General features: G+C 72.4%; 16 protein-coding genes and 1 tRNA gene. 6 read left to right on the top strand and 11 right to left on the bottom strand.

The window, feature by feature from the left end; all coding sequences use genetic code 11:
* Positions 1–2: 2 nt before the first annotated feature.
* Positions 3–743, bottom strand: a complete 741-nt coding sequence (locus ABTY40_RS19120) for a helix-turn-helix domain-containing protein (RefSeq protein ID WP_352060582.1) — start codon at positions 741–743, stop codon at positions 3–5.
* A 117-nt stretch (positions 744–860) separates the two neighbouring features.
* Between ABTY40_RS19120 and ABTY40_RS19115 the strand changes: the two genes are divergently transcribed.
* Positions 861–1055: a hypothetical protein gene (locus ABTY40_RS19115; RefSeq protein WP_352060581.1), complete on the top strand. Its 195-nt coding sequence runs from the start codon at positions 861–863 to the stop codon at positions 1053–1055.
* Positions 1056–1319: 264 nt separating this feature from the next.
* Here ABTY40_RS19115 and ABTY40_RS19110 read toward each other — a convergent pair whose 3' ends face one another.
* Complete coding sequence (locus ABTY40_RS19110; protein ID WP_352060580.1) at positions 1320–2123, bottom strand: exodeoxyribonuclease III; 804 nt, start codon at positions 2121–2123, stop codon at positions 1320–1322.
* A gap of 50 nt (positions 2124–2173) precedes the next feature.
* Here ABTY40_RS19110 and ABTY40_RS19105 point away from each other — a divergent pair, with 50 nt between their 5' ends.
* Positions 2174–2653 carry a GNAT family N-acetyltransferase gene (locus tag ABTY40_RS19105; RefSeq protein WP_352060579.1) on the top strand — a complete coding sequence of 160 codons (480 nt, stop codon included), beginning with the start codon at positions 2174–2176 and terminating at the stop codon, positions 2651–2653.
* Between the two features lie 4 nt (positions 2654–2657).
* Here the strand turns inward: ABTY40_RS19105 and ABTY40_RS19100 are convergent, their stop codons facing one another.
* The 8 genes from ABTY40_RS19100 to galU all read right to left on the bottom strand — a co-directional run bounded on the left by ABTY40_RS19100 (position 2658) and on the right by galU (position 9095).
* Positions 2658–2855 (bottom strand): hypothetical protein, encoded by a 198-nt coding sequence (locus ABTY40_RS19100; protein WP_352060578.1) that lies wholly within the window; start codon positions 2853–2855, stop codon positions 2658–2660.
* A gap of 841 nt (positions 2856–3696) precedes the next feature.
* A tRNA-Ala gene (locus ABTY40_RS19095) sits at positions 3697–3770 on the bottom strand.
* 99 nt (positions 3771–3869) lie between these two features.
* Positions 3870–4919 (bottom strand): divisome protein SepX/GlpR, encoded by a 1050-nt coding sequence (gene sepX / locus ABTY40_RS19090; RefSeq protein WP_352060577.1) that lies wholly within the window; start codon positions 4917–4919, stop codon positions 3870–3872.
* A 142-nt stretch (positions 4920–5061) separates the two neighbouring features.
* Positions 5062–5685: a GNAT family N-acetyltransferase gene (locus ABTY40_RS19085; protein WP_352060576.1), complete on the bottom strand. Its 624-nt coding sequence runs from the start codon at positions 5683–5685 to the stop codon at positions 5062–5064.
* Complete coding sequence (locus ABTY40_RS19080) at positions 5682–6242, bottom strand: MogA/MoaB family molybdenum cofactor biosynthesis protein (protein WP_502990626.1); 561 nt, start codon at positions 6240–6242, stop codon at positions 5682–5684. Before ABTY40_RS19080 ends, ABTY40_RS19085 begins: the two co-directional genes overlap by 4 nt.
* A gap of 14 nt (positions 6243–6256) precedes the next feature.
* Positions 6257–6754, bottom strand: coding sequence for a cyclic pyranopterin monophosphate synthase MoaC (moaC, locus tag ABTY40_RS19075; RefSeq protein ID WP_352060575.1), 498 nt, complete (start codon positions 6752–6754; stop codon positions 6257–6259).
* A gap of 57 nt (positions 6755–6811) precedes the next feature.
* The gene (gene glp, locus ABTY40_RS19070) at positions 6812–8080 is read right to left on the bottom strand and encodes a molybdotransferase-like divisome protein Glp (RefSeq protein WP_352060697.1); all 1269 of its coding nucleotides are present in this window, start codon (positions 8078–8080) and stop codon (positions 6812–6814) included.
* A 103-nt stretch (positions 8081–8183) separates the two neighbouring features.
* On the bottom strand, positions 8184–9095 hold the full coding sequence (galU, locus tag ABTY40_RS19065; protein WP_345285385.1) for a UTP--glucose-1-phosphate uridylyltransferase GalU: 912 nt from the start codon (positions 9093–9095) through the stop codon (positions 8184–8186).
* Between the two features lie 105 nt (positions 9096–9200).
* Here galU and ABTY40_RS19060 point away from each other — a divergent pair, with 105 nt between their 5' ends.
* Positions 9201–9809, top strand: coding sequence for a 5-formyltetrahydrofolate cyclo-ligase (locus ABTY40_RS19060; RefSeq protein ID WP_352060574.1), 609 nt, complete (start codon positions 9201–9203; stop codon positions 9807–9809).
* Between the two features lie 66 nt (positions 9810–9875).
* Here ABTY40_RS19060 and ABTY40_RS19055 read toward each other — a convergent pair whose 3' ends face one another.
* Entirely contained in the window at positions 9876–12698 is a 2823-nt protein-coding gene (locus ABTY40_RS19055) for a penicillin acylase family protein (RefSeq protein WP_352060573.1), read from the bottom strand.
* A 259-nt stretch (positions 12699–12957) separates the two neighbouring features.
* Between ABTY40_RS19055 and ABTY40_RS19050 the strand changes: the two genes are divergently transcribed.
* From ABTY40_RS19050 to ABTY40_RS19040, 3 genes are all read left to right on the top strand, one after another.
* Positions 12958–14535, top strand: coding sequence for a potassium/proton antiporter (locus tag ABTY40_RS19050; RefSeq protein ID WP_352060572.1), 1578 nt, complete (start codon positions 12958–12960; stop codon positions 14533–14535).
* Positions 14536–14856: 321 nt separating this feature from the next.
* Complete coding sequence (locus ABTY40_RS19045; RefSeq protein ID WP_352060571.1) at positions 14857–16137, top strand: MFS transporter; 1281 nt, start codon at positions 14857–14859, stop codon at positions 16135–16137.
* Between the two features lie 68 nt (positions 16138–16205).
* Positions 16206–16535: an FmdB family zinc ribbon protein gene (locus tag ABTY40_RS19040; protein WP_352060570.1), complete on the top strand. Its 330-nt coding sequence runs from the start codon at positions 16206–16208 to the stop codon at positions 16533–16535.
* The last annotated feature ends 648 nt before the right edge of the window (positions 16536–17183 follow it).

Raw genomic sequence — 17183 nt, 5'->3', positions numbered from 1 at the left:
GCTCAGCCTGCCACGGGACGGGCCGTTTCCCATACGGCGTCGAAGCTCCCCGCATAGGTGTCGAACAGGCCCCCGTCGCCGTGGCGCCGGAGGTGCCACACGGGCGCACCGTAGGCGTTGACACCCCACACGTGTGCGTTGACGAGCATCTGATCGTCGGCGCGGTACAGACTGTTGTAGAGGGTCGTTCCGTGGGTGCGCAGTTCGATGCCCGGTATGTCCGCGAGGGGCCGGTAGTGCAGGCGCGCGAGTCGGCAGCGGGATTCGATTCCATAGCCGAATCTCTCTTCCCGTCCGCGCTGCTGGACATTGGGGTCGTCGGCGTCACCCACCGCGATGCGGACCGCGCATCCGTCGTCGGCCCGTTCGCGCAGGAGGTCGTTGAGGCGGGGGTACGCCTCGTGCAGGAAGACGGCCGCGTACACCAGCACGTCGATTCGCTGCCGTGCCTGGGAGAAGAGATCTACGAAGACCGACACCGGAAGATCCGCCCGTTGTCCGTACAAGGCGACGAGTTCGGGGCTCACGGCGCGTGCCGCACGCGCTTGCCGGAGCGCCGGCCACAGGGCATGCACGTCTTCTCCGAGCGCTTCCGCTGCCGCCAGTGCCGTTGCCCTGCGCGGAGTGCGCCCGAGGTTGACCCACCGTTCCACGGACTTGGGGTCGACGCCCGTGACGTCGGCCAGCGCGGCGTGTGTCCAACCGCCGGCCTCCATGACGGCTCGAAGTCGCTCGTTCTGCATACTTGCGCCTCCTCGACTGCCGGACATCCCGAGGGACGTTCTACACGCGAAGGGACGTCCCAAAGTGGGAAACGTACGAGGTTCCCCCGTCCTGATGACCGGCGGGACGATCGCGCCATGAGTGAGCCCACGCGCTACAGCACCCCGCCGATCGAACTGCCGCCGGACCTGGAGCGGGAGCCGGACCCCGCCGAGGGGTGCGCGGGTTGCGCTGAGCTGGCCGCCGTACGGGGCCGTGCTCGCGTCATGGGCGACTGGACGACCGTCAGCGACTGCAACGTCTTCATGCGGCGCCACCCCGAGGGGCACTGATGGTCACCCCTGCGGACATCGGGCAGCGCGTGGAGGACAGCACGGGACGGGTCGGCATCCTGCGGGACGTGATCCCGGACTACGAGGACCCCGCCCAGCTTCCGAGCGAGCGCCCAAAGCGCCCTACGGCGTTCTTACGCCCCGAGGGCGGAGGTCGTGAGTGGCTGGTCCCGCCCGACAGCGTGAAACGCGCTTAGCGCCCCACGCGGCCCCGTCCGGCGACGGCGAGCAAGACAGCCGGGCGGGGCTTTCCGCCGCCGGTTCCTACATCTCGAACACGGCAGTCACGGGCGCGTGGTCGCTCCAGCGCTCCGCATGGCTCGCCGCCCGCTCCACGTACGCCTTCACGCAGCGCTCGGCCAGGCGAGGGGAACTGACGATCAGGTCGATCCGCCAGCCGCTGTCGTTGTCGAAGGCGCGCCCGCGGTAGGACCACCAGCTGTAGGGGCCCTCCTGGTCGGGGTGGAGGGCGCGGACGACGTCCACGTAGCCGCCGTCGCCCTCGTCGAGGACGCGGCTCAGCCAGGCGCGCTCCTCGGGGAGGAAGCCGGCGTTCTTGCGGTTGGCCCGCCAGTTCTTGAGGTCGGCCTCGCGGTGGGCGATGTTCCAGTCACCGCAGACGACGACCTCGCGCCCGTCGGCGGCGGCCCGTTCCTTCAGTTCCTTGAGGTAGGGCAGGAAGGCGTCCATGAAGCGGTACTTCTCGTCCTGGCGCTCGGTGTCGACCTCGCCGGACGGCAGGTAGAGGCTGGCGACGGTGACACCGGGCAGGTCGGCCTCGATGTACCGGCCGCTGCCGTCGAACTCGCTCGAGCCGAAGCCGACGCGTACGGCGTCGGGCTCGCGCCGCGTGTAGAGGGAGACGCCGGCCCGGCCCTTGGCGGCGGCGGGAGCGTGGGCGGTGAACCAGCCCTCGGGCGCCCGGACCTCCGCGGGCAGCTGGGCCTCCTCGGCGCGGACCTCCTGGAGGCAGACGGCGTCGGCGGAGCTGCCGGCCAGCCACTCGGCGAAGCCCTTCTTGGCGGCGGCGCGGAGACCATTGACATTCACGGACGTGACGGTGAGCATCCCGGGAGGATACCGACAGCCGGACGATGCATACATGTACGATGCACCGTATGAACATCCAGCCCTTGCCCTTCGACCACCCCGACGCCGTCAAACTCAACGACGCGGTGCAGCTGGAGTACGTCGCCCGCTACGGCGACGAGGGCGATCTCACACCGCTGGACCCCTCGATGTTCGCTCCCCCGCACGGTCTGTACCTGCTCGCCTACGACCCCCTGGACCGCCCCGTCGCCACCGGCGGCTGGCGCACCCAGAACAAGAACGACGAGGGCTACGCGGACGGCGACGCCGAACTCAAGCGCATGTACGTGGTCCCCGAGGCCCGCGGCCTCGGCCTCGCCCGCCGCATCCTCGCCGCCCTGGAGGCCGACGCCCGCGCCGCCGGCCGCACCCGCATGGTCCTCGAAACGGGCACGGCCCAGCCGGAGGCCATCGCCCTCTACACCTCCAGCGGCTACGAACCCTGCGCCAAGTTCGGCCTCTACCGCGACTACCCCAACAGCCGCTGCTTCGCGAAGCCCCTGACCTGAGGGATCACCCCTCGCCCAGGATCGCCCTCCAGACGTCGAGCCGCTCCACCTCGCCCTTGTAATGCTTGCCCCCGAGGCGGGCGTGGACGGTTTCGTACCGCCGGACGAGGTCCGCGGCCGTCCGCTCGGTCTCGGCGGGCAGGTCGCGCTCGATCCTGCCCTGCCAGTCGAAGCGTGACTGCTCGTCGTGCAGCCCGGCCACGGGCAGGATCTTCCGACAGGCTTCCCGGGCGACCAGATCCGGGGCGTACGAGATCAGGTGACCGGCCCGCTCCCGTGACCGCGCGGGCAGCCGCCGCAGTGCCGCCCGCGCCGCTTCGTAGGCCTGGACGGCCCGTACGACCCCGAGCGGACTGCCCGTCCTGCGCCGTAGGGACGTTGACGTGCCGGTACGCGGCGTCGTGCAGGTCCCGCGCGACATCGCGGGCCCGGCCGCAGTGGATCTCCAGACGCACCGTCGCCCGGTCCAGGTGCGCCGGCCCCCACCGGTCGAGCCCGTCCGCGACGGCGCACAGCCGCTGGAACCCGTCGATGCACTCGACCCCGTACACATGCAGGGCGCTCGCCCCGCCCCGGGCCGCGTCGAGGCCCGGCACGTGCACCTCGTCGGCCCCGAGAACGATCGGATGGATCCGGCCGAAATGCTCCGGCCGCTCCGCCAGCGTCCTGCGGAGCTCCAGGTTCGCGGGCGTCTCCCCCAGGAAACCCCGCCGGGCCCCGAGCGCCCTCACGGCGTCGGGCCCCTGCGCCAGTCCGGCCAGCTCGACCGCCGACACGGACACGTCCCAACCGTGCGGGGCCTGGGAGAAGTGACGGGGGTTCAGCGCGAGGTTCACCCCGACCGGGAAGGGCCAGGGAGCGGAGTAGGACTCATGATTCATACCGACCTCACTTCCCGCACCCCATGCAGGTGGCGGCCGCGTGGATCACATCGCGGGAGGAGTTCCCGGCCTTGCTCGCTCTCGGCGGTAGGGGCGGGGGCCGCGTCCGCAAACGACGGAATCCCGTCCGATCGTGTGATCGGACGGGATTCCGTCTGTCTGTGGACCTGTGGGGATTTGAACCCCAGACCCCCTCGATGCGAACGAGGTGCGCTACCAGACTGCGCCACAGGCCCTTGCGACGTGTGAAACATTAGCATCCCCCTCGGCGAGAACAAAAATCGCTTCCGCCGCAGGTCAGCGGAGGGCCGTCGCGGGGCCTCCGCCGGGTGGGGTCACTCGTTGGCGGCGCGGGGGCGGTCGTCGTCCGCGTACTGGTCGAAGAGGGGGGTCCGGCCGTGGTCGCGGGTGCGGCGGGGCGGGGCGGGGCGGTGGTCCGGGGCCGGGGTGGGGGGCGGAGTGGGGTCTGCCGCGGTGGAGGAGCGGGCCGCGCTCCAGGTCTCCGGGTCCGTGATGTCCACGCCGCTCGACGCGCGTGGGGCGACCGGGGCCGTGACGTACGTGGGCAGCGGCACCGGGACGGGGTCCCAGCTGTCGCCGCGGGCGGGGCCGCGCTCGCGCTGCTGGTCCACCCACTCGGCGTGGTCCGTCTGCTCCACCAGGGCGCGGCGGTCCGCCTCCTGCGGGGAGACGGAGGGGGCCGGGGCCGCCTCGGCCTCCGGGGCGGGGTCGGGCGCGGGCCTGCGGCTCTCGCGGAGGCGGGCGGCGGCGGCCTCCGCGCGGCGCCGGTCCATGACGTACACGAAGCGGCGGCGCTCCTGGACGCGCAGGTGCACGATGTACGCGCTCAGCAGCACCGCCGGGATGCCCGGCGCCCACAGGAAGGTGACGCCGCCGACCGCGGCGACGATCGCGCCGAGGGTGAAGGCGACGAAGAGGACCGTGATGGTGCGCCGGCGGCGGGCGAGGACCCTGCCGCGGCGGGCGCGTTCGGCGGCGCCGCGGCGGGACCGGGCGGGCCGGGCGCGGGCCGGTTCGGGTTCGGCGGGCTCCGGGGGCCCGGCCGGTTCCGGGAGTTCCAGGCGCGCTTCGGTCCTGGCCGCGGGCGCGGAAAAGGCCCGGACGTCGACCGAGCTCAGATGCTCGGTCACCGCGTCCGGGTCCACGTCGGGCACCGCTCCGTCCGCCGTCCGGTCCCGCTCCCTGAGCTCCTTGGCGTACCGGCGCTCCATGCCCGCCCGTCCGGACAGCAGCCGGATGGCGGTGCTGAAGCGTTCCGTCGGACGGGCTTCGTTCAGCTCGTCCTGCCGGCGGAGCCACATCGGCACCAGGTAGGCGGCCCAGGCCCCGACGATGACTGCGTAGATGAGGCCGCTGCTGCTCACGTCTCACACCGTAGAGGGGTTCGGAGACGGGCATCGGCCAATTGGCCCGGTGTGTCGCACGATCTGGCTGATATCACTGAACTTTTTTGTGATTGTTCAGATCGATTGGTGTTCAACTGGCGACGGAATTCGAACACTTATTTTATTGTGCGGGATGCTGACGTCGTGCCAGGTGCCAGCGCCGCACCAGCCCCTCCGGCACTTCCTCGGCGGTCAACGCGTAGACCAGGTGGTCACGCCACGCCCCGTCGATGTGGAGATAGCGCGGACGCAGACCCTCCTCGCGAAATCCGAGCTTCTCCACGACCCGTCGCGAAGGCCCGTTCTCCGGACGGATGCAGACCTCCATCCGGTGCAGCCCGACCGAACGGAAGCAGTGGTCGACGGCGAGCGCCACCGCCGTCGGCATCACCCCGCGCCCCGCGACCTCGCGGTCGACCCAGTAGCCCACGTGACCCGAACACATCGAGCCCCAGGTGATCCCGGCCACCGTCAACTGCCCGACGAGCCGCCCCTGGTACTCGATGACGAAGGGGAGCATCCGGCCCGCGTGCGCCTCCGACCGCAGATGGCGCACCATCTGACGGTACGTCGGCCGGCGTCCGGCCGGGGCGCCCGGCGCGGGCGGCGGTACGGTCGCCTCCCAGGGCCGCAGCCACTCGCGGTTACGGCGGTTCACCTCGCGCCAGGCCCGCTGGTCCCGCATCTTTATCGGGCGCAGGCGCACGTCGCCGTCGACCAGGACCACGGGCCAGGACGGGATCATGACGTCGCGCCCGCTTCCTCCGGTCTGGGATGGTCGCCGCCCCGGATCTGGTCCACCGCGTGCCGCAGCAGCGGCTCCAGGACGGCGAGCCCGTCCCGTACCCCGCCCGTCGAACCGGGCAGGTTCACGATCAGCGTGCCGCCCGCGACACCGGCGAGGCCCCGGGAGAGCGCGGCCGTGGGGACCTTCTCGCGGCCGTACGCGCGGATGGCCTCCGGGATGCCGGGGATCTCCCGCTCCAGGACCCGGCGGGTGGCCTCGGGGGTCGCGTCGGTGGGCGAGATGCCCGTGCCGCCGGTGGTCACGATCACGTCGTACCCGGCGGCGACACCCTCGCGCAGGGCCGCCTCGACCGGGGCCCCGTCGGGGACGACGCGGGGGCCGTCCACGGCGAACCGCATCCGGGCCAGGCCCTCGGCGATCAGCGGACCGCCCTTGTCCTCGTAGACGCCCGCCGAGGCGCGGTTGGAGGCCGTCACCACCAGGGCCCGATAGGCGGCGGCCGGAGCCTCCCCGGGGGCGGCCGGTTCCTCGTGCTCCTCGTGCGCGCCGGTCACCCGGCCCGCGCGGGTCACGCCCGGCCCTCCGTCCCGGTCCGCGTCCAGTCGCCCGACTTGCCGCCGGTCTTCTCCTCCACCCGCACGTCGGAGATGACCGCGCCCTTGTCGACCGCCTTCACCATGTCGACGACGGTCAGGGCCGCCACCGACACCGCCGTCAGGGCCTCCATCTCGACGCCCGTACGGTCCGTGGTCCTGACCGTCGCCAGGATCTCCACCGCGTCGTCGGCGACACGCAGGTCCAGGGTGACGCCCGAGAGGGCCAGCGGGTGGCAGAGCGGAATGAGGTCGGGGGTCTTCTTGGCCCCCATGATCCCGGCGATGCGGGCGGTGGCGAGCGCGTCGCCCTTCGGGACGCCCTCGCCGCGCAGCAGCTCGATCACGCGTGGCGAGACGAGGACCCGTCCGCTGGCCCGCGCGGTGCGGGCCGTGACGTCCTTCGCGGAGACGTCGACCATGCGGGCCGCACCCGCCTCGTCGATGTGGGTGAGTCCTTGCTGCGTGCTCATGGCCGTGACACTCCCGGTCGCTGTGTGGGACGACACCGTACCCCCACCACCCCCTTCTCAGCCGAGGAGGACCACGTCCAGCTCCTCGCCCGGTGCCACCGACTCCGACTCCTCCGGTACGACGATCAGGGCGTCCGCCCGTGCCAGCGCCGCGATCAGGTGGGAGCCGGCGCCGCCCATGGGGGTGACGGTCCCCGCCTCGGCGTCGTACGTTCCCCGGAGGAACTGGCGGCGCCCGGCGGGCGACGTCAGCGGCCCGTCGGCGGTGAGCTCCGCCCGCACGCGCGGCCGGTGGAGGTCCTCAAGACCCCGCAGGGCCCGGATGGCGGGCCGCACGAAGAGCTCGAAGGAGACGTACGAGGAGACCGGATTGCCCGGCAGCGCGAGGAGCGGCACCTGCTCCGGGCCGATCGCGCCGAAGCCCTGCGGCTTGCCCGGCTGCATCGCCAGCTTCCGGAAGTCGACCTGGCCGTCGGCGGACAGCGCCTCCTTCACCACGTCGTACGCCCCGACGCTGACGCCCCCCGTGGTGACGATCAGGTCGGCCCGGATCAGCTGGTCCTCGATCATGTCGCGCAGCGCGTCGGCGTCGTCGGTGACCGCGCCCACCCGGTAGGCGAGGGCGCCGGCGTCCCGCGCCGCCGCCGCGAGGGCGAAGCTGTTGGAGTCGTGGATCTGCCCCGGGCCCAGCTCCTCGCCGGGCTGGACCAGCTCGCTGCCGGTGGAGACGACCACCACCCGGGGACGCGGCCGGACCTTCACGGTGCCCCGGCCGATGGCGGCGAGCAGCCCGATCTGCGGCGGCCCCAGGACCGTGCCGGCCGCGAGCGCGAGCTCCCCCGCCTTCACGTCGCTGCCGGCGGCGCGCACATGGGCGCGGGCCTCGGCGGAACGGTGCACCCGGACCGTGCCTCCCGCGCCCTCCGGCGCGGTGCGCGCGGAGCGCATCCCGGCGGCCGCGCCCCCGCCCGTACCGCCGTCGGTCCACTCGACCGGGACGACGGCCTCGGCGCCGGGGGGCAGCGGGGCACCGGTCATGATGCGGGCGGCCTCGCCGGGGCCGACGGTGGGCAGCCCGCCCGCGCCGGCCGCGACGTCCCCGATCACCGTGAGGACGGCGGGGAACTCCTCGGTGGCGCCCGCGACGTCGGCGACCCGGACCGCGTACCCGTCCATGGAGCTGTTGTCGAAGGGCGGCAGCGCGGCCGGCACCGTCACGTCCTCGACGAGGACGCAGCCCTGGGCGTCGAGCAGCTGGAGCTCGATCGGTTCGAGCGGGCGGACCGTCGCGAGGATGTCGGCCAGGTGCTCGTCCACCGACCACAGCCCGCGCGCCGGGCCGGCGCACGGGTCGGCGGCACCCTGCCCGTCGTCGTGCCCGTGATCGTGCCCGTGGTCGTGGGCGGGTGCCGTGCTGCTGCTCAAGGTCCTACATCTCCTCGCTGACGTATCTCCGGAGCCAGGCCCGGAAGTCCGGTCCCAGATCTTCACGCTCGCACGCGAGTCTGACAATGGCACGCAGATAGTCACCCCGGTCACCGGTGTCGTACCGGCGGCCCTTGAACACGACGCCGTGGACCGGACCGCCGATCTTCTCGTCGGTGGCCAGTTTCTGCAGGGCGTCGGTCAGCTGGATCTCGCCGCCCCGGCCCGGCTCGGTCTCCCGCAGCATCCCGAAGACGGCCGGGTCGAGCACGTACCGGCCGATGATGGCGTAGTTGCTGGGTGCCTCGTGCGGCTCGGGCTTCTCGACCAGGTCCGTCACCTTCACCACGTCGGAGTCGACCGTCGCCTCGACCGCCGCGCAGCCGTACTGGTGGATCTGCGCCGGCTCGACCTCCATCAGGGCGATCACACTGCCGCCCTCCCGCTCCTGGACCTCCACCATCCGCGCGAGCAGCGGATCGCGCGGATCGATCAGGTCGTCGCCGAGGAGCACCGCGAACGGCTGGTCGCCGACGTGCGGGGCCGCGCACAGCACCGCGTGGCCGAGGCCGCGCGGGGCGCCCTGGCGCACGTAGTGCATGGTCGCGAGGTCGCTGGACTCCTGGACCTTGGAGAGGCGTTCGTCGTCCCCCTTGCGGCTGAGGGCCTCCTCCAGCTCGTAGTTGCGGTCGAAGTGGTCCTCCAGGGGACGCTTGTTCCGGCCGGTGATCATGAGCACGTCGGTGAGGCCGGCCGCGACGGCCTCCTCGACGACGTACTGGATCGCCGGCTTGTCGACGACCGGCAGCATCTCCTTCGGCGTCGCCTTGGTCGCCGGGAGGAAGCGGGTGCCGAGGCCGGCGGCCGGGATGACAGCCTTGCTGATCCGGCCGAGGCTGGGGAGCGACTGAGTCATGCCGTGCACCTTAACGGTTGGGAATGAGGGGAAGATGTGGATCCGATTAACTTCCTCCACATAAAGACAGTTACGAGAGGTTCGCGAAGTTCACGTGAGGCCGACATGACCGCAGAGTTGACCGAGAAGACCCAGTTGCGCCGCCGCCTGCTCGACGCGCGCGCCGCGCTGCCCCCCGAGTCCCTCGGACGGACGGCGGCGGCGCTCGCCGAGCACGGCCTCGAACTGGCCGAGCTGGCCGGGGCGTCCACCGTCGCCGCCTATGTGTCGGTGGGCCGCGAACCCGGCACGCGCGCCCTGCTCGACGCGCTGCGCGAGCGCGGGGTCCGGGTTCTGCTGCCGGTCCTGCTGCCCGACAACGACCTGGACTGGGCGGTGTACGAGGGTCCCGGGGCGCTGGCGAAGGCGGGCCGCGGGCTGCTCGAACCGGTCGGCCCCCGGCTCGGTCCCGAGGCGGTGTGCGCCGCCGACGCCGTGCTGCTGCCGGGGCTCGCCGTGGACGGGCGGGGCATGCGGCTCGGCCGGGGCGGCGGCTCGTACGACCGGGTCCTCGCGCGGCTGGCCCGGGCGGGCGCCGACCCGGCCCTCGTGGTGCTCCTGTACGCGAACGAGGTGGTCGTCCGGGTCCCGGAGGAACCCCACGACCACCCCGTGCACGCGGTGGTCACCCCCGAAGGGGTGACGCGCTTCCGGCCGGCGGGCCCGGCGGCCTGACTGCTCGCCGGCCGAGACCCGGGCCGGCCGGGCCGGTGGTTCCCGGCCCGGACCGCCCGGCCGCGCCTACGGCTTCAGCGTCAGCGTGTCCTTGGCCGCCGCGGCGACCGCCTCCTTGCCGAAGGGCCAGTCGTACAGCTCGCCCCTCGCCCACGTGTCCGTCTGGTCGGTGTAGTGGTCGTGGAAGGCGTGCCCGGAGGCGCCGGTCAGGTTGACCCAGCGGGACTTGTCCCAGTCGCCGACGTTGACGACCATCCGCATCGACGGCACCCAGACGACCTCGTAGCCGCCGGCCGCGTTCCATCCGGTGGCGTCGACCGCCGCCTCGCCGCCGCCCAGGTTCCACGGGCCGCGGTTGAGGAGCTTGCGCACGACGCCGGGTCCGGCGGTGCCGAGGGTCTGGTTCTCCAGCGTGAGCTGGTGCAGCCGGCCCCAGCTCCAGGTGGAGACGTCCTTGCCGAGCTTGGCGGTCAGCTCCCAGCGGGCGTCCTTCATGGCCCGGGCGAGCAGCTGGTCACGGGTCTCGGTGGCCGCGTCGGTCCGGCTGCCGGGCGTCTTCCACCAGTCGTTCTTCTCCTGCTTCAGGAGCGGGCGGACCACCTCGTACCAGCGGTCGCCGCCGTCCGGCTGGGCCGAGTCCGCGTCGCGCTCGCCGCACTCGCGGACCGGCTCGCGCTGCTCGTCGACCGGGCCGGTGGCGTCGGCCGGGATCACGTTGATGCAGTCGCCCTCGGCGCGCACCTCCCTGGGCAGCTTGTTGCCGAAGGCCAGCTTGAGGACGTTGCGCCAGACCGCGTTGAAGTAGGCGGCGGCGGCCGAGTCCGGCTCCTGCGTGTAGTCCCAGCCCTCCAGGAGCTTCTGCGCCTCGCGGACGTACGGGTCGGAGATGTCGATCTTCAGCAGGAGCGGGTTCAGCAGGGCCGCGATCTGGCTGCGGTTGTCGGTCTGCATGGTCCGCATGTCGTCCGGCGAGATCTTGCCGCCGTCCTTGATCTTCGACTCGATGAGGTCGTTGATCCGCTGGCTGCGCGCGCCGTAGCCCCAGTCCTTGGTGAGCAGGTCCGGATAGGCCTTCGGGTCGATCACGGCCTGGTTGGCGGTGACGATGTAGCCGCGGTCCGGGTTGAACTCGTAGGGCAGCTTCTCGAAGGGGATGTAGCCCTTCCAGCGGTACGAGGAGTCCCAGCCGGGCGCCGGGAGGGTGCCGTCGCCCTTGGCGCGCTGCGGGATCCGGCCCGGGGCCTGGTAGCCGATGTTGCCCTCGGTGTCGGCGTAGATCAGGTTCTGGGAGGGGACCTCGAAGAACTTGGCGGCGGCCCGGAACTCGGGGAAGTCCTTCGCCCGGTTGAGCGCGAAGATGGCGTCCATGGAGCGGCCGGGCTGCAGCGCGGTCCACCGGAGGGAGACGCCGTAGCCGGTGGCGCGGTCCGGGGCGGAGTTGCCGACGGGGGCCGTCTGGCCGACCTTCTCCAGCTCGGTGGAACGGTCGGAGACGAGCGGTCCGTTGCCGGTGGAGCGGACCGTGATCGTACGGCTGCCGCCGCCCGCGATCCTGATCGTCTCCTCGCGGGTGGTGAAGGGGCGGACCTTGCCGTCGACGAGGTAGCCGCTCGGGCCGATCTTCTCCAGGTAGAGGTCGGTGACGTCGGCGCCGAGGTTGGTCAGGCCCCAGGCGATGGAGTCGTTGTGGCCGATGACCACGCCGGGCATGCCGGAGAAGGTGTAGCCGGCGACGTCGTAGCGGCAGGTGGCCGAGACGGAGCGGCAGTGCAGGCCCATCTGGTACCAGAGGGACGGGAGCTGGGGCGCGAGGTGCGGGTCGTTGGCGAGGAGCGGCTTGCCGGAGGTGGTGTAGCGCCCGGCGACGACCCAGGAGTTCGAGCCGATGCCGTTGCCGTTCGGGCCGAGGAGGGCCGGGACGGAGTCGAGGACCTCGGAGAGCGCGCCGAGCTGGGACTGGGCGCCGAGCGCGGACTGCGCGTCGGAGCCGGAGCCCGTACCGGTGCCGATGTCGGAGCCCGTGCCCGTGCCCGTACCGATGCCGGAATCCGTGCCCGTACCCGTACCGGAGTCCTCGGAGGAGCCGTCGGAGGCCGACCCGCCGTTCTCGCCGGAGCCGGACTTCGGGTCGAAGGCGCCCGTCGACTCGTCGACGGCGCCCCGGTCGACGATCGGCTGGTGCAGGGCGTACGGGTACTCCGGGTACAGCTGCTTGATCTGGGCCGGGGACAGCCGGCTGGTGAGCAGCGAGCGGTCGATCTCGTCCTGCATGTTGCCGCGCAGGTCCCAGGCCATCGCCTTGAGCCAGGCCACCGAGTCGACCGGGGTCCACGGTTCGATCGTGTAGTCGTGGGAGAAGGAGAGCGCCGCGTACTCGACGGAGACGTCGGCCGGGTCCCGGTCCTTGAGATAGGCGTTGACGCCCTCCGCGTACGCCTGGAGATACTTCTTCGTCTCCGGCGAGAGGCGCTTGTCGTACTCCTCCTGCGCGACCCGGCGCCAGCCGAGGGTCCGCAGGAACGCGTCCGTGTCGACCTGGCTCTCGCCGAACATCTCGGAGAGGCGGCCCGCGGTCATGTGCCGGCGGACGTCCATCTCGTAGAAGCGGTCCTGCGCCTGGACGTAGCCCTGGGCGCGGAAGAGGTCCGCCTCGTTGTCGGCGTAGATCTGCGGGACCCCGTTGGCGTCCCGCTTGACCTCGACGTCGCCGGACAGGGCGTCGAGCCGGATCTCGCCCGTCGTCTGCGGGAACGAGCCCCGGACGGTGCTCACACCCCAGTAGCCGCCGGCCCCGACGCCCGCGACCAGCGCGAGGACCAGGACGAGGAGGAGCAGGCGGGCACGCCGCCCTTTCTTCTTGGCGGGGGGCGCGGTCGTGTTGGAGGGCATCGCTGTCCTTCGAGGGGCAGGGTGGTCCTGGAGTACGGGAGCAACCTTAGGCGCAGCCCCCGGGCGCCTCGGACGCGGTGTCAGGAAGAGAACCGTACGGATGAGCGAGGGCAGGCAAAGACGGCGTCAAGAAAACGTTAAAGATTAGGTAAGGTAACGAAGTACCGGCCGCTGGAGGAACGATCCGGCTGGCGCGCGAGGGGAAGGAACGGCACTGACTGTCCACCAGCTCAACGAACTCCTGCTCATCTGTTCCCTCGTGCTGCTCATCGCCGTAGCGGCCGTACGGATCTCCTCCCGCAGCGGGCTCCCCAGCCTCCTGCTGTACCTGGGGATCGGCATCGCGATGGGCCAGGACGGCATCGGCAACGTCGCCTTCGACAACGCCGAGCTGACGCAGGTCATCGGCTACGCGGCCCTCGTCGTGATCCTCGCCGAGGGCGGCCTCGGCACGAAGTGGAAGGAGATCCGGCCGGCCCTGCCCACCGCGGTCGTCCTCTCCACCCTCGGCGTCGCCGTCAGCGTCGGCATCACCGCCGCCGGCGCCCACTACCTCGTCGGCCTGGAGTGGCGCCAGGCGCTCATCATCGGCGCCGTCGTCTCCTCCACCGACGCCGCCGCCGTCTTCTCCGTGCTGCGCAAGGTGCCCCTGCCCTCCCGGGTCACCGGCGTCCTGGAGGCCGAGTCCGGCTTCAACGACGCCCCGGTCGTCATCCTCGTCGTCGCCTTCTCCACCGCCGGACCGGTCGACCACTGGTACGTCCTCGTCGGCACCATCGCCCTCGAACTGGCCATCGGCGTCGCCGTCGGCCTCGCCGTCGGCTTCCTCGGCGCCTTCGGGCTCCGGCACGTCGCCCTGCCCGCCTCCGGCCTCTACCCGATCGCCGTCATGGCCATCGCCGTCGTCGCCTACGCGGCCGGCGCCCTGGCCCACGGCTCCGGCTTCCTCGCCGTCTACCTCGCCTCGATGGTCCTCGGCAACGCCAAGCTGCCGCACGCGCCCGCCAACCGGGGGTTCGCGGAGGGGCTCGGCTGGATCGCCCAGATCGGCATGTTCGTGCTGCTCGGCCTGCTCGTCACCCCACACGAGCTGATCAACGACTTCTGGCCGGCCGTCGTCATCGGCCTCGTCCTGACGATGGTCGCGCGGCCCATGGAGGTGCTGGTCAGCCTGCTGCCCTTCCGCATCCCCTGGCAGGAGCAGGCGCTGATGTCCTGGGCCGGCCTGCGCGGCGCGGTGCCCATCATCCTCGCCACCATCCCGATGGTGGCGCAGATCGAGGGCAGCGAACGGATCTTCAACATCGTCTTCGTCCTCGTCGTCGTCTACACCCTCGTCCAGGGACCGACCCTGCCGTGGCTCGCCAAGGCCCTCAAGCTCGGCGACAACGCCGGGGCCTCCGACCTGGGCGTCGAGTCCGCCCCGCTGGAGCGGCTGCGCGGACACCTGCTCTCCGTCGCGATCCCGGACGGCTCGCGCATGCACGGCGTGGAGGTCGGCGAACTGCGCCTCCCGCCCGGGGCCGCCGTCACCCTCGTCGTACGGGAGGAGGCCAGCTTCGTCCCGGGGCCGACCACCGTCCTGCGGCACGGCGACGAACTCCTCGTGGTCGCCACCGACCCGGTGCGGGACGCGACCGAGCGGCGGCTGCGGGCGGTCGGACAGGGCGGCAAGCTGGCCGGCTGGCTCGGCACCGGCGACGGCAGGACCGAGGTCACGACCACCCCGACCCGCTTCCGCCTGCCGGGCACCCGCCGGAGGAAGCCGTCGAAGGCGGGACGCGGAAAGCCGCCGCAGGCGGGGCAGGGCAAGCGGAACGCCCGGGGCCCGCGGTAGCCGGGCCTTCCGGCGCGCGTGATGTGCGCCACGGCGGGAGCGGCGCACATCCCCGGATTCGGGCACGAAAACCAGGCGTGGGAAGAGGGGCGGGAGCGTTTCGCAGGCGGGAAGACGCTCCTTCCCTGTACCATGAAGGCACACCTGATCGAACCAACTCTGCCTGACGCAGAGCTGGCGCGACCGTATGGCGGCCGTGGCGCCCCTCCCCGCAGTGGGGCCGGCCCGGTATCTACCGCAGTTCCGCGCAAGAGGACAGCTCTCGGCGACATCGGCACCACCGTGCCAGGCGCGCTACCAGGCGGCAGAAAGGCAAGGACCGTGGCGTCCACGGTCAACTCCTCCGGGAAGCGGCCCGGCTACGGGCAGCTGCTGCGCACCCCCGGTGCGCTCTCCTTCCTGATCCCCGGCTTCGCCGCCCGGCAGCCGTTCGCGATGCTGACCATCGGCATCGTCCTGCTCGTCCAGCACACCACCGGCTCGTACGGCAGCGCGGGTGCCGTCGCCGCCGCCACCGGCGTCTCCATGGCGGTCTTCGCGCCGCAGAGCGGCAAGTTCGCCGACCGCTTCGGCCAGCGCGCCGTCCTGATCCCGGGCGTCCTCGTCCACGCGGCCTCCGTCTCCCTGCTCGTCGCCCTCGCCCTGGGCGGCGCCCCGCTGTGGGCGCTGTTCCTGGCCGCCGTCCCCGCCGGTGCCTCGGTGCCGCAGGTCGGTCCGATGGTCCGGGCGCGCTGGGCTGCCAAGCTCGACGGCACGCCGCTCATGCAGACCTCCGCCGCCTTCGAATCGGTGACGGACGAGTTCACCTTCGTCGTCGGTCCGGTCCTCGCCACCGCCCTGTGCACCGGCGTCCACCCGGCCGCGGGCCTGATCGCCGAGGCCGGCCTCACCCTCGTCGGCGGTCTGTTCTTCGCCGCCCAGCGCGCCACCCAGCCCGCCCACGGGGCGGTCGCCGCGGCCGCGCACGGCGACGAGCCGCACCGCTCGGCCCTGTCCATCCCCGGCGTCCGCGTTCTGATCGTCGCCTTCCTCGGCATCGGCTCGGTCTTCGGCGGCATGCAGGTCTCGCTCACCGCCTTCACCGAGGAGATCGGCAACCCCGGCGCCAACGGCGTCCTGTACGGCGTCTTCGCCGCGGGCAACATGCTCGCCGGCATCGCCATGGGCGCCTTCGCCTGGAAGACGGGCCCCCGCCGCCGCCTGATCCTGGGGTACGCGGGCCTCACGGCCGCCGCATCCCTGCTGTGGACAGCGCACTCCGTGGTGCTGCTGGGCGCGCTCGGCCTGGTCGTCGGCCTGTGCATCGCCCCGGCCCTGATCACCGGCTACACCATCGTCGAGACGCTGATCCCGGCGTCGGCCCGTACGGAGGCCTTCACCTGGCTCACCGGCGCGGTCGCGCTCGGCCAGGCCGCGGCCGTCACGGTCGCCGGCCGCCTGGCCGACGCCCACGGCGCGAGCACCGGTTTCCTGGTGCCGATGGCGGGCACGGCGCTCGCCCTGGTGACGCTGCTGGCGCTCCGCTCGCGGCTCAGGCCGCGCGAGGCGAGCCGGGTCGCGGCACGTGGTGTCGGTCACCGAGTCCCGGTGACGGTGGACTGAACCGGCGGAATACGTCACTATGGATCGTCGTTAGCACTCGATGAGTGTGAGTGCCAGGAGGAAGACACGTGCCGACCTACCAGTACCAGTGCACCGAGTGCGGCGAGGGCCTCGAGGCGGTGCAGAAGTTCACCGATGACGCGCTGACCGAATGCCCCAGCTGCCAGGGCCGCCTGAAGAAGGTGTTCTCGGCCGTCGGCATCGTCTTCAAGGGTTCCGGCTTCTACCGGAACGACAGCCGTGGTGCCTCGTCCAGCAGCTCGCCGGCCGCGTCCGGCGCGTCGAAGTCCTCCACGGGCTCGGCGTCCTCGACCCCGTCGGCCTCGTCCTCCTCGGACGCGAAGCCGGCCGCGTCGACGTCGTCGTCCGGTGCGAGCAGCTCCACCTCGGCCGCCTGAGCCGATCCCGTCCTGCCGAGGGCCCCGTCGCGACCTGCGACGGGGCCCTCGGCGTGCTCCCCCTTCACCCGTGCGGGTGAAGGGGTTTTCCACAGGCGCGGGCCGGTCCACAGGCCGGAGCGGGGGCGGGACACGGCAAGGAGAGTGAGGGGCGACGACGGACCGCCCGTGTGGGGCGGTGCGTCGGTCACGTCCCGACTTCTCCGACCGAACAGGCGGTGCGCCCCGTGATGTCCGTACGTGCTGTGGAGCCCGGGCTTCTTCCCCCCGGCCACTCCGGCTTCCCTCCCCTCCCACCCTTCGCGCCCTTGCCGTCCTCGGCTCCCCCGCCGCCCTCATCTCCCTCCTCTCCCTCGCGGTCCTCCTCCGCCTTCTTCGTCTCGTCGTCGTCCGTTCCGCCGCCGTGCGCGGTGCCGGCCTTCGCGCCGCTGCGGGTACGGGGCGGGAGGCGGGGCCGGCCACGGTTCGGGCGCGGTGGCGGGGGGCGGGCCGGGCCGCGCCGGGGGCGGGTGCTTCCGGCGGCGCTCCTGGCGCTCGCGGCCGCCGCCCTCGCCGTCGCGGGCGCGCCGCCGGGACCCTGCCCCCCTCCTGCCACAGGTCCTCGCAGATCGCGAGGGCCACGTCGACGCCGTGGACGCGGAGGACCGG

The sequence above is a fragment of the Streptomyces sp. NPDC126503 genome (assembly GCF_040302405.1).
GTDB lineage: Bacteria > Actinomycetota > Actinomycetes > Streptomycetales > Streptomycetaceae > Streptomyces > Streptomyces gulbargensis.
This window is presented reverse-complemented; position numbering and strand designations above follow the sequence as displayed.

Bases quoted from the DNA above. Each gene is read 5' to 3' on its own strand.
- ABTY40_RS19120 (WP_352060582.1), bottom strand. From the start codon at position 743: ATGCAGAACGAGCGACTTCGAGCCGTCATGGAGGCCGGCGGTTGGACA.
- moaC (WP_352060575.1), bottom strand. From the start codon at position 6,754: ATGAGCACGCAGCAAGGACTCACCCACATCGACGAGGCGGGTGCGGCC.
- ABTY40_RS19060 (WP_352060574.1), top strand. From the start codon at position 9,201: ATGACCGCAGAGTTGACCGAGAAGACCCAGTTGCGCCGCCGCCTGCTC.
- ABTY40_RS19105 (WP_352060579.1), top strand. From the start codon at position 2,174: ATGAACATCCAGCCCTTGCCCTTCGACCACCCCGACGCCGTCAAACTC.
- galU (WP_345285385.1), bottom strand. From the start codon at position 9,095: ATGACTCAGTCGCTCCCCAGCCTCGGCCGGATCAGCAAGGCTGTCATC.
- ABTY40_RS19055 (WP_352060573.1), bottom strand. From the start codon at position 12,698: ATGCCCTCCAACACGACCGCGCCCCCCGCCAAGAAGAAAGGGCGGCGT.
- ABTY40_RS19115 (WP_352060581.1), top strand. From the start codon at position 861: ATGAGTGAGCCCACGCGCTACAGCACCCCGCCGATCGAACTGCCGCCG.
- ABTY40_RS19110 (WP_352060580.1), bottom strand. From the start codon at position 2,123: ATGCTCACCGTCACGTCCGTGAATGTCAATGGTCTCCGCGCCGCCGCC.
- ABTY40_RS19085 (WP_352060576.1), bottom strand. From the start codon at position 5,685: ATGATCCCGTCCTGGCCCGTGGTCCTGGTCGACGGCGACGTGCGCCTG.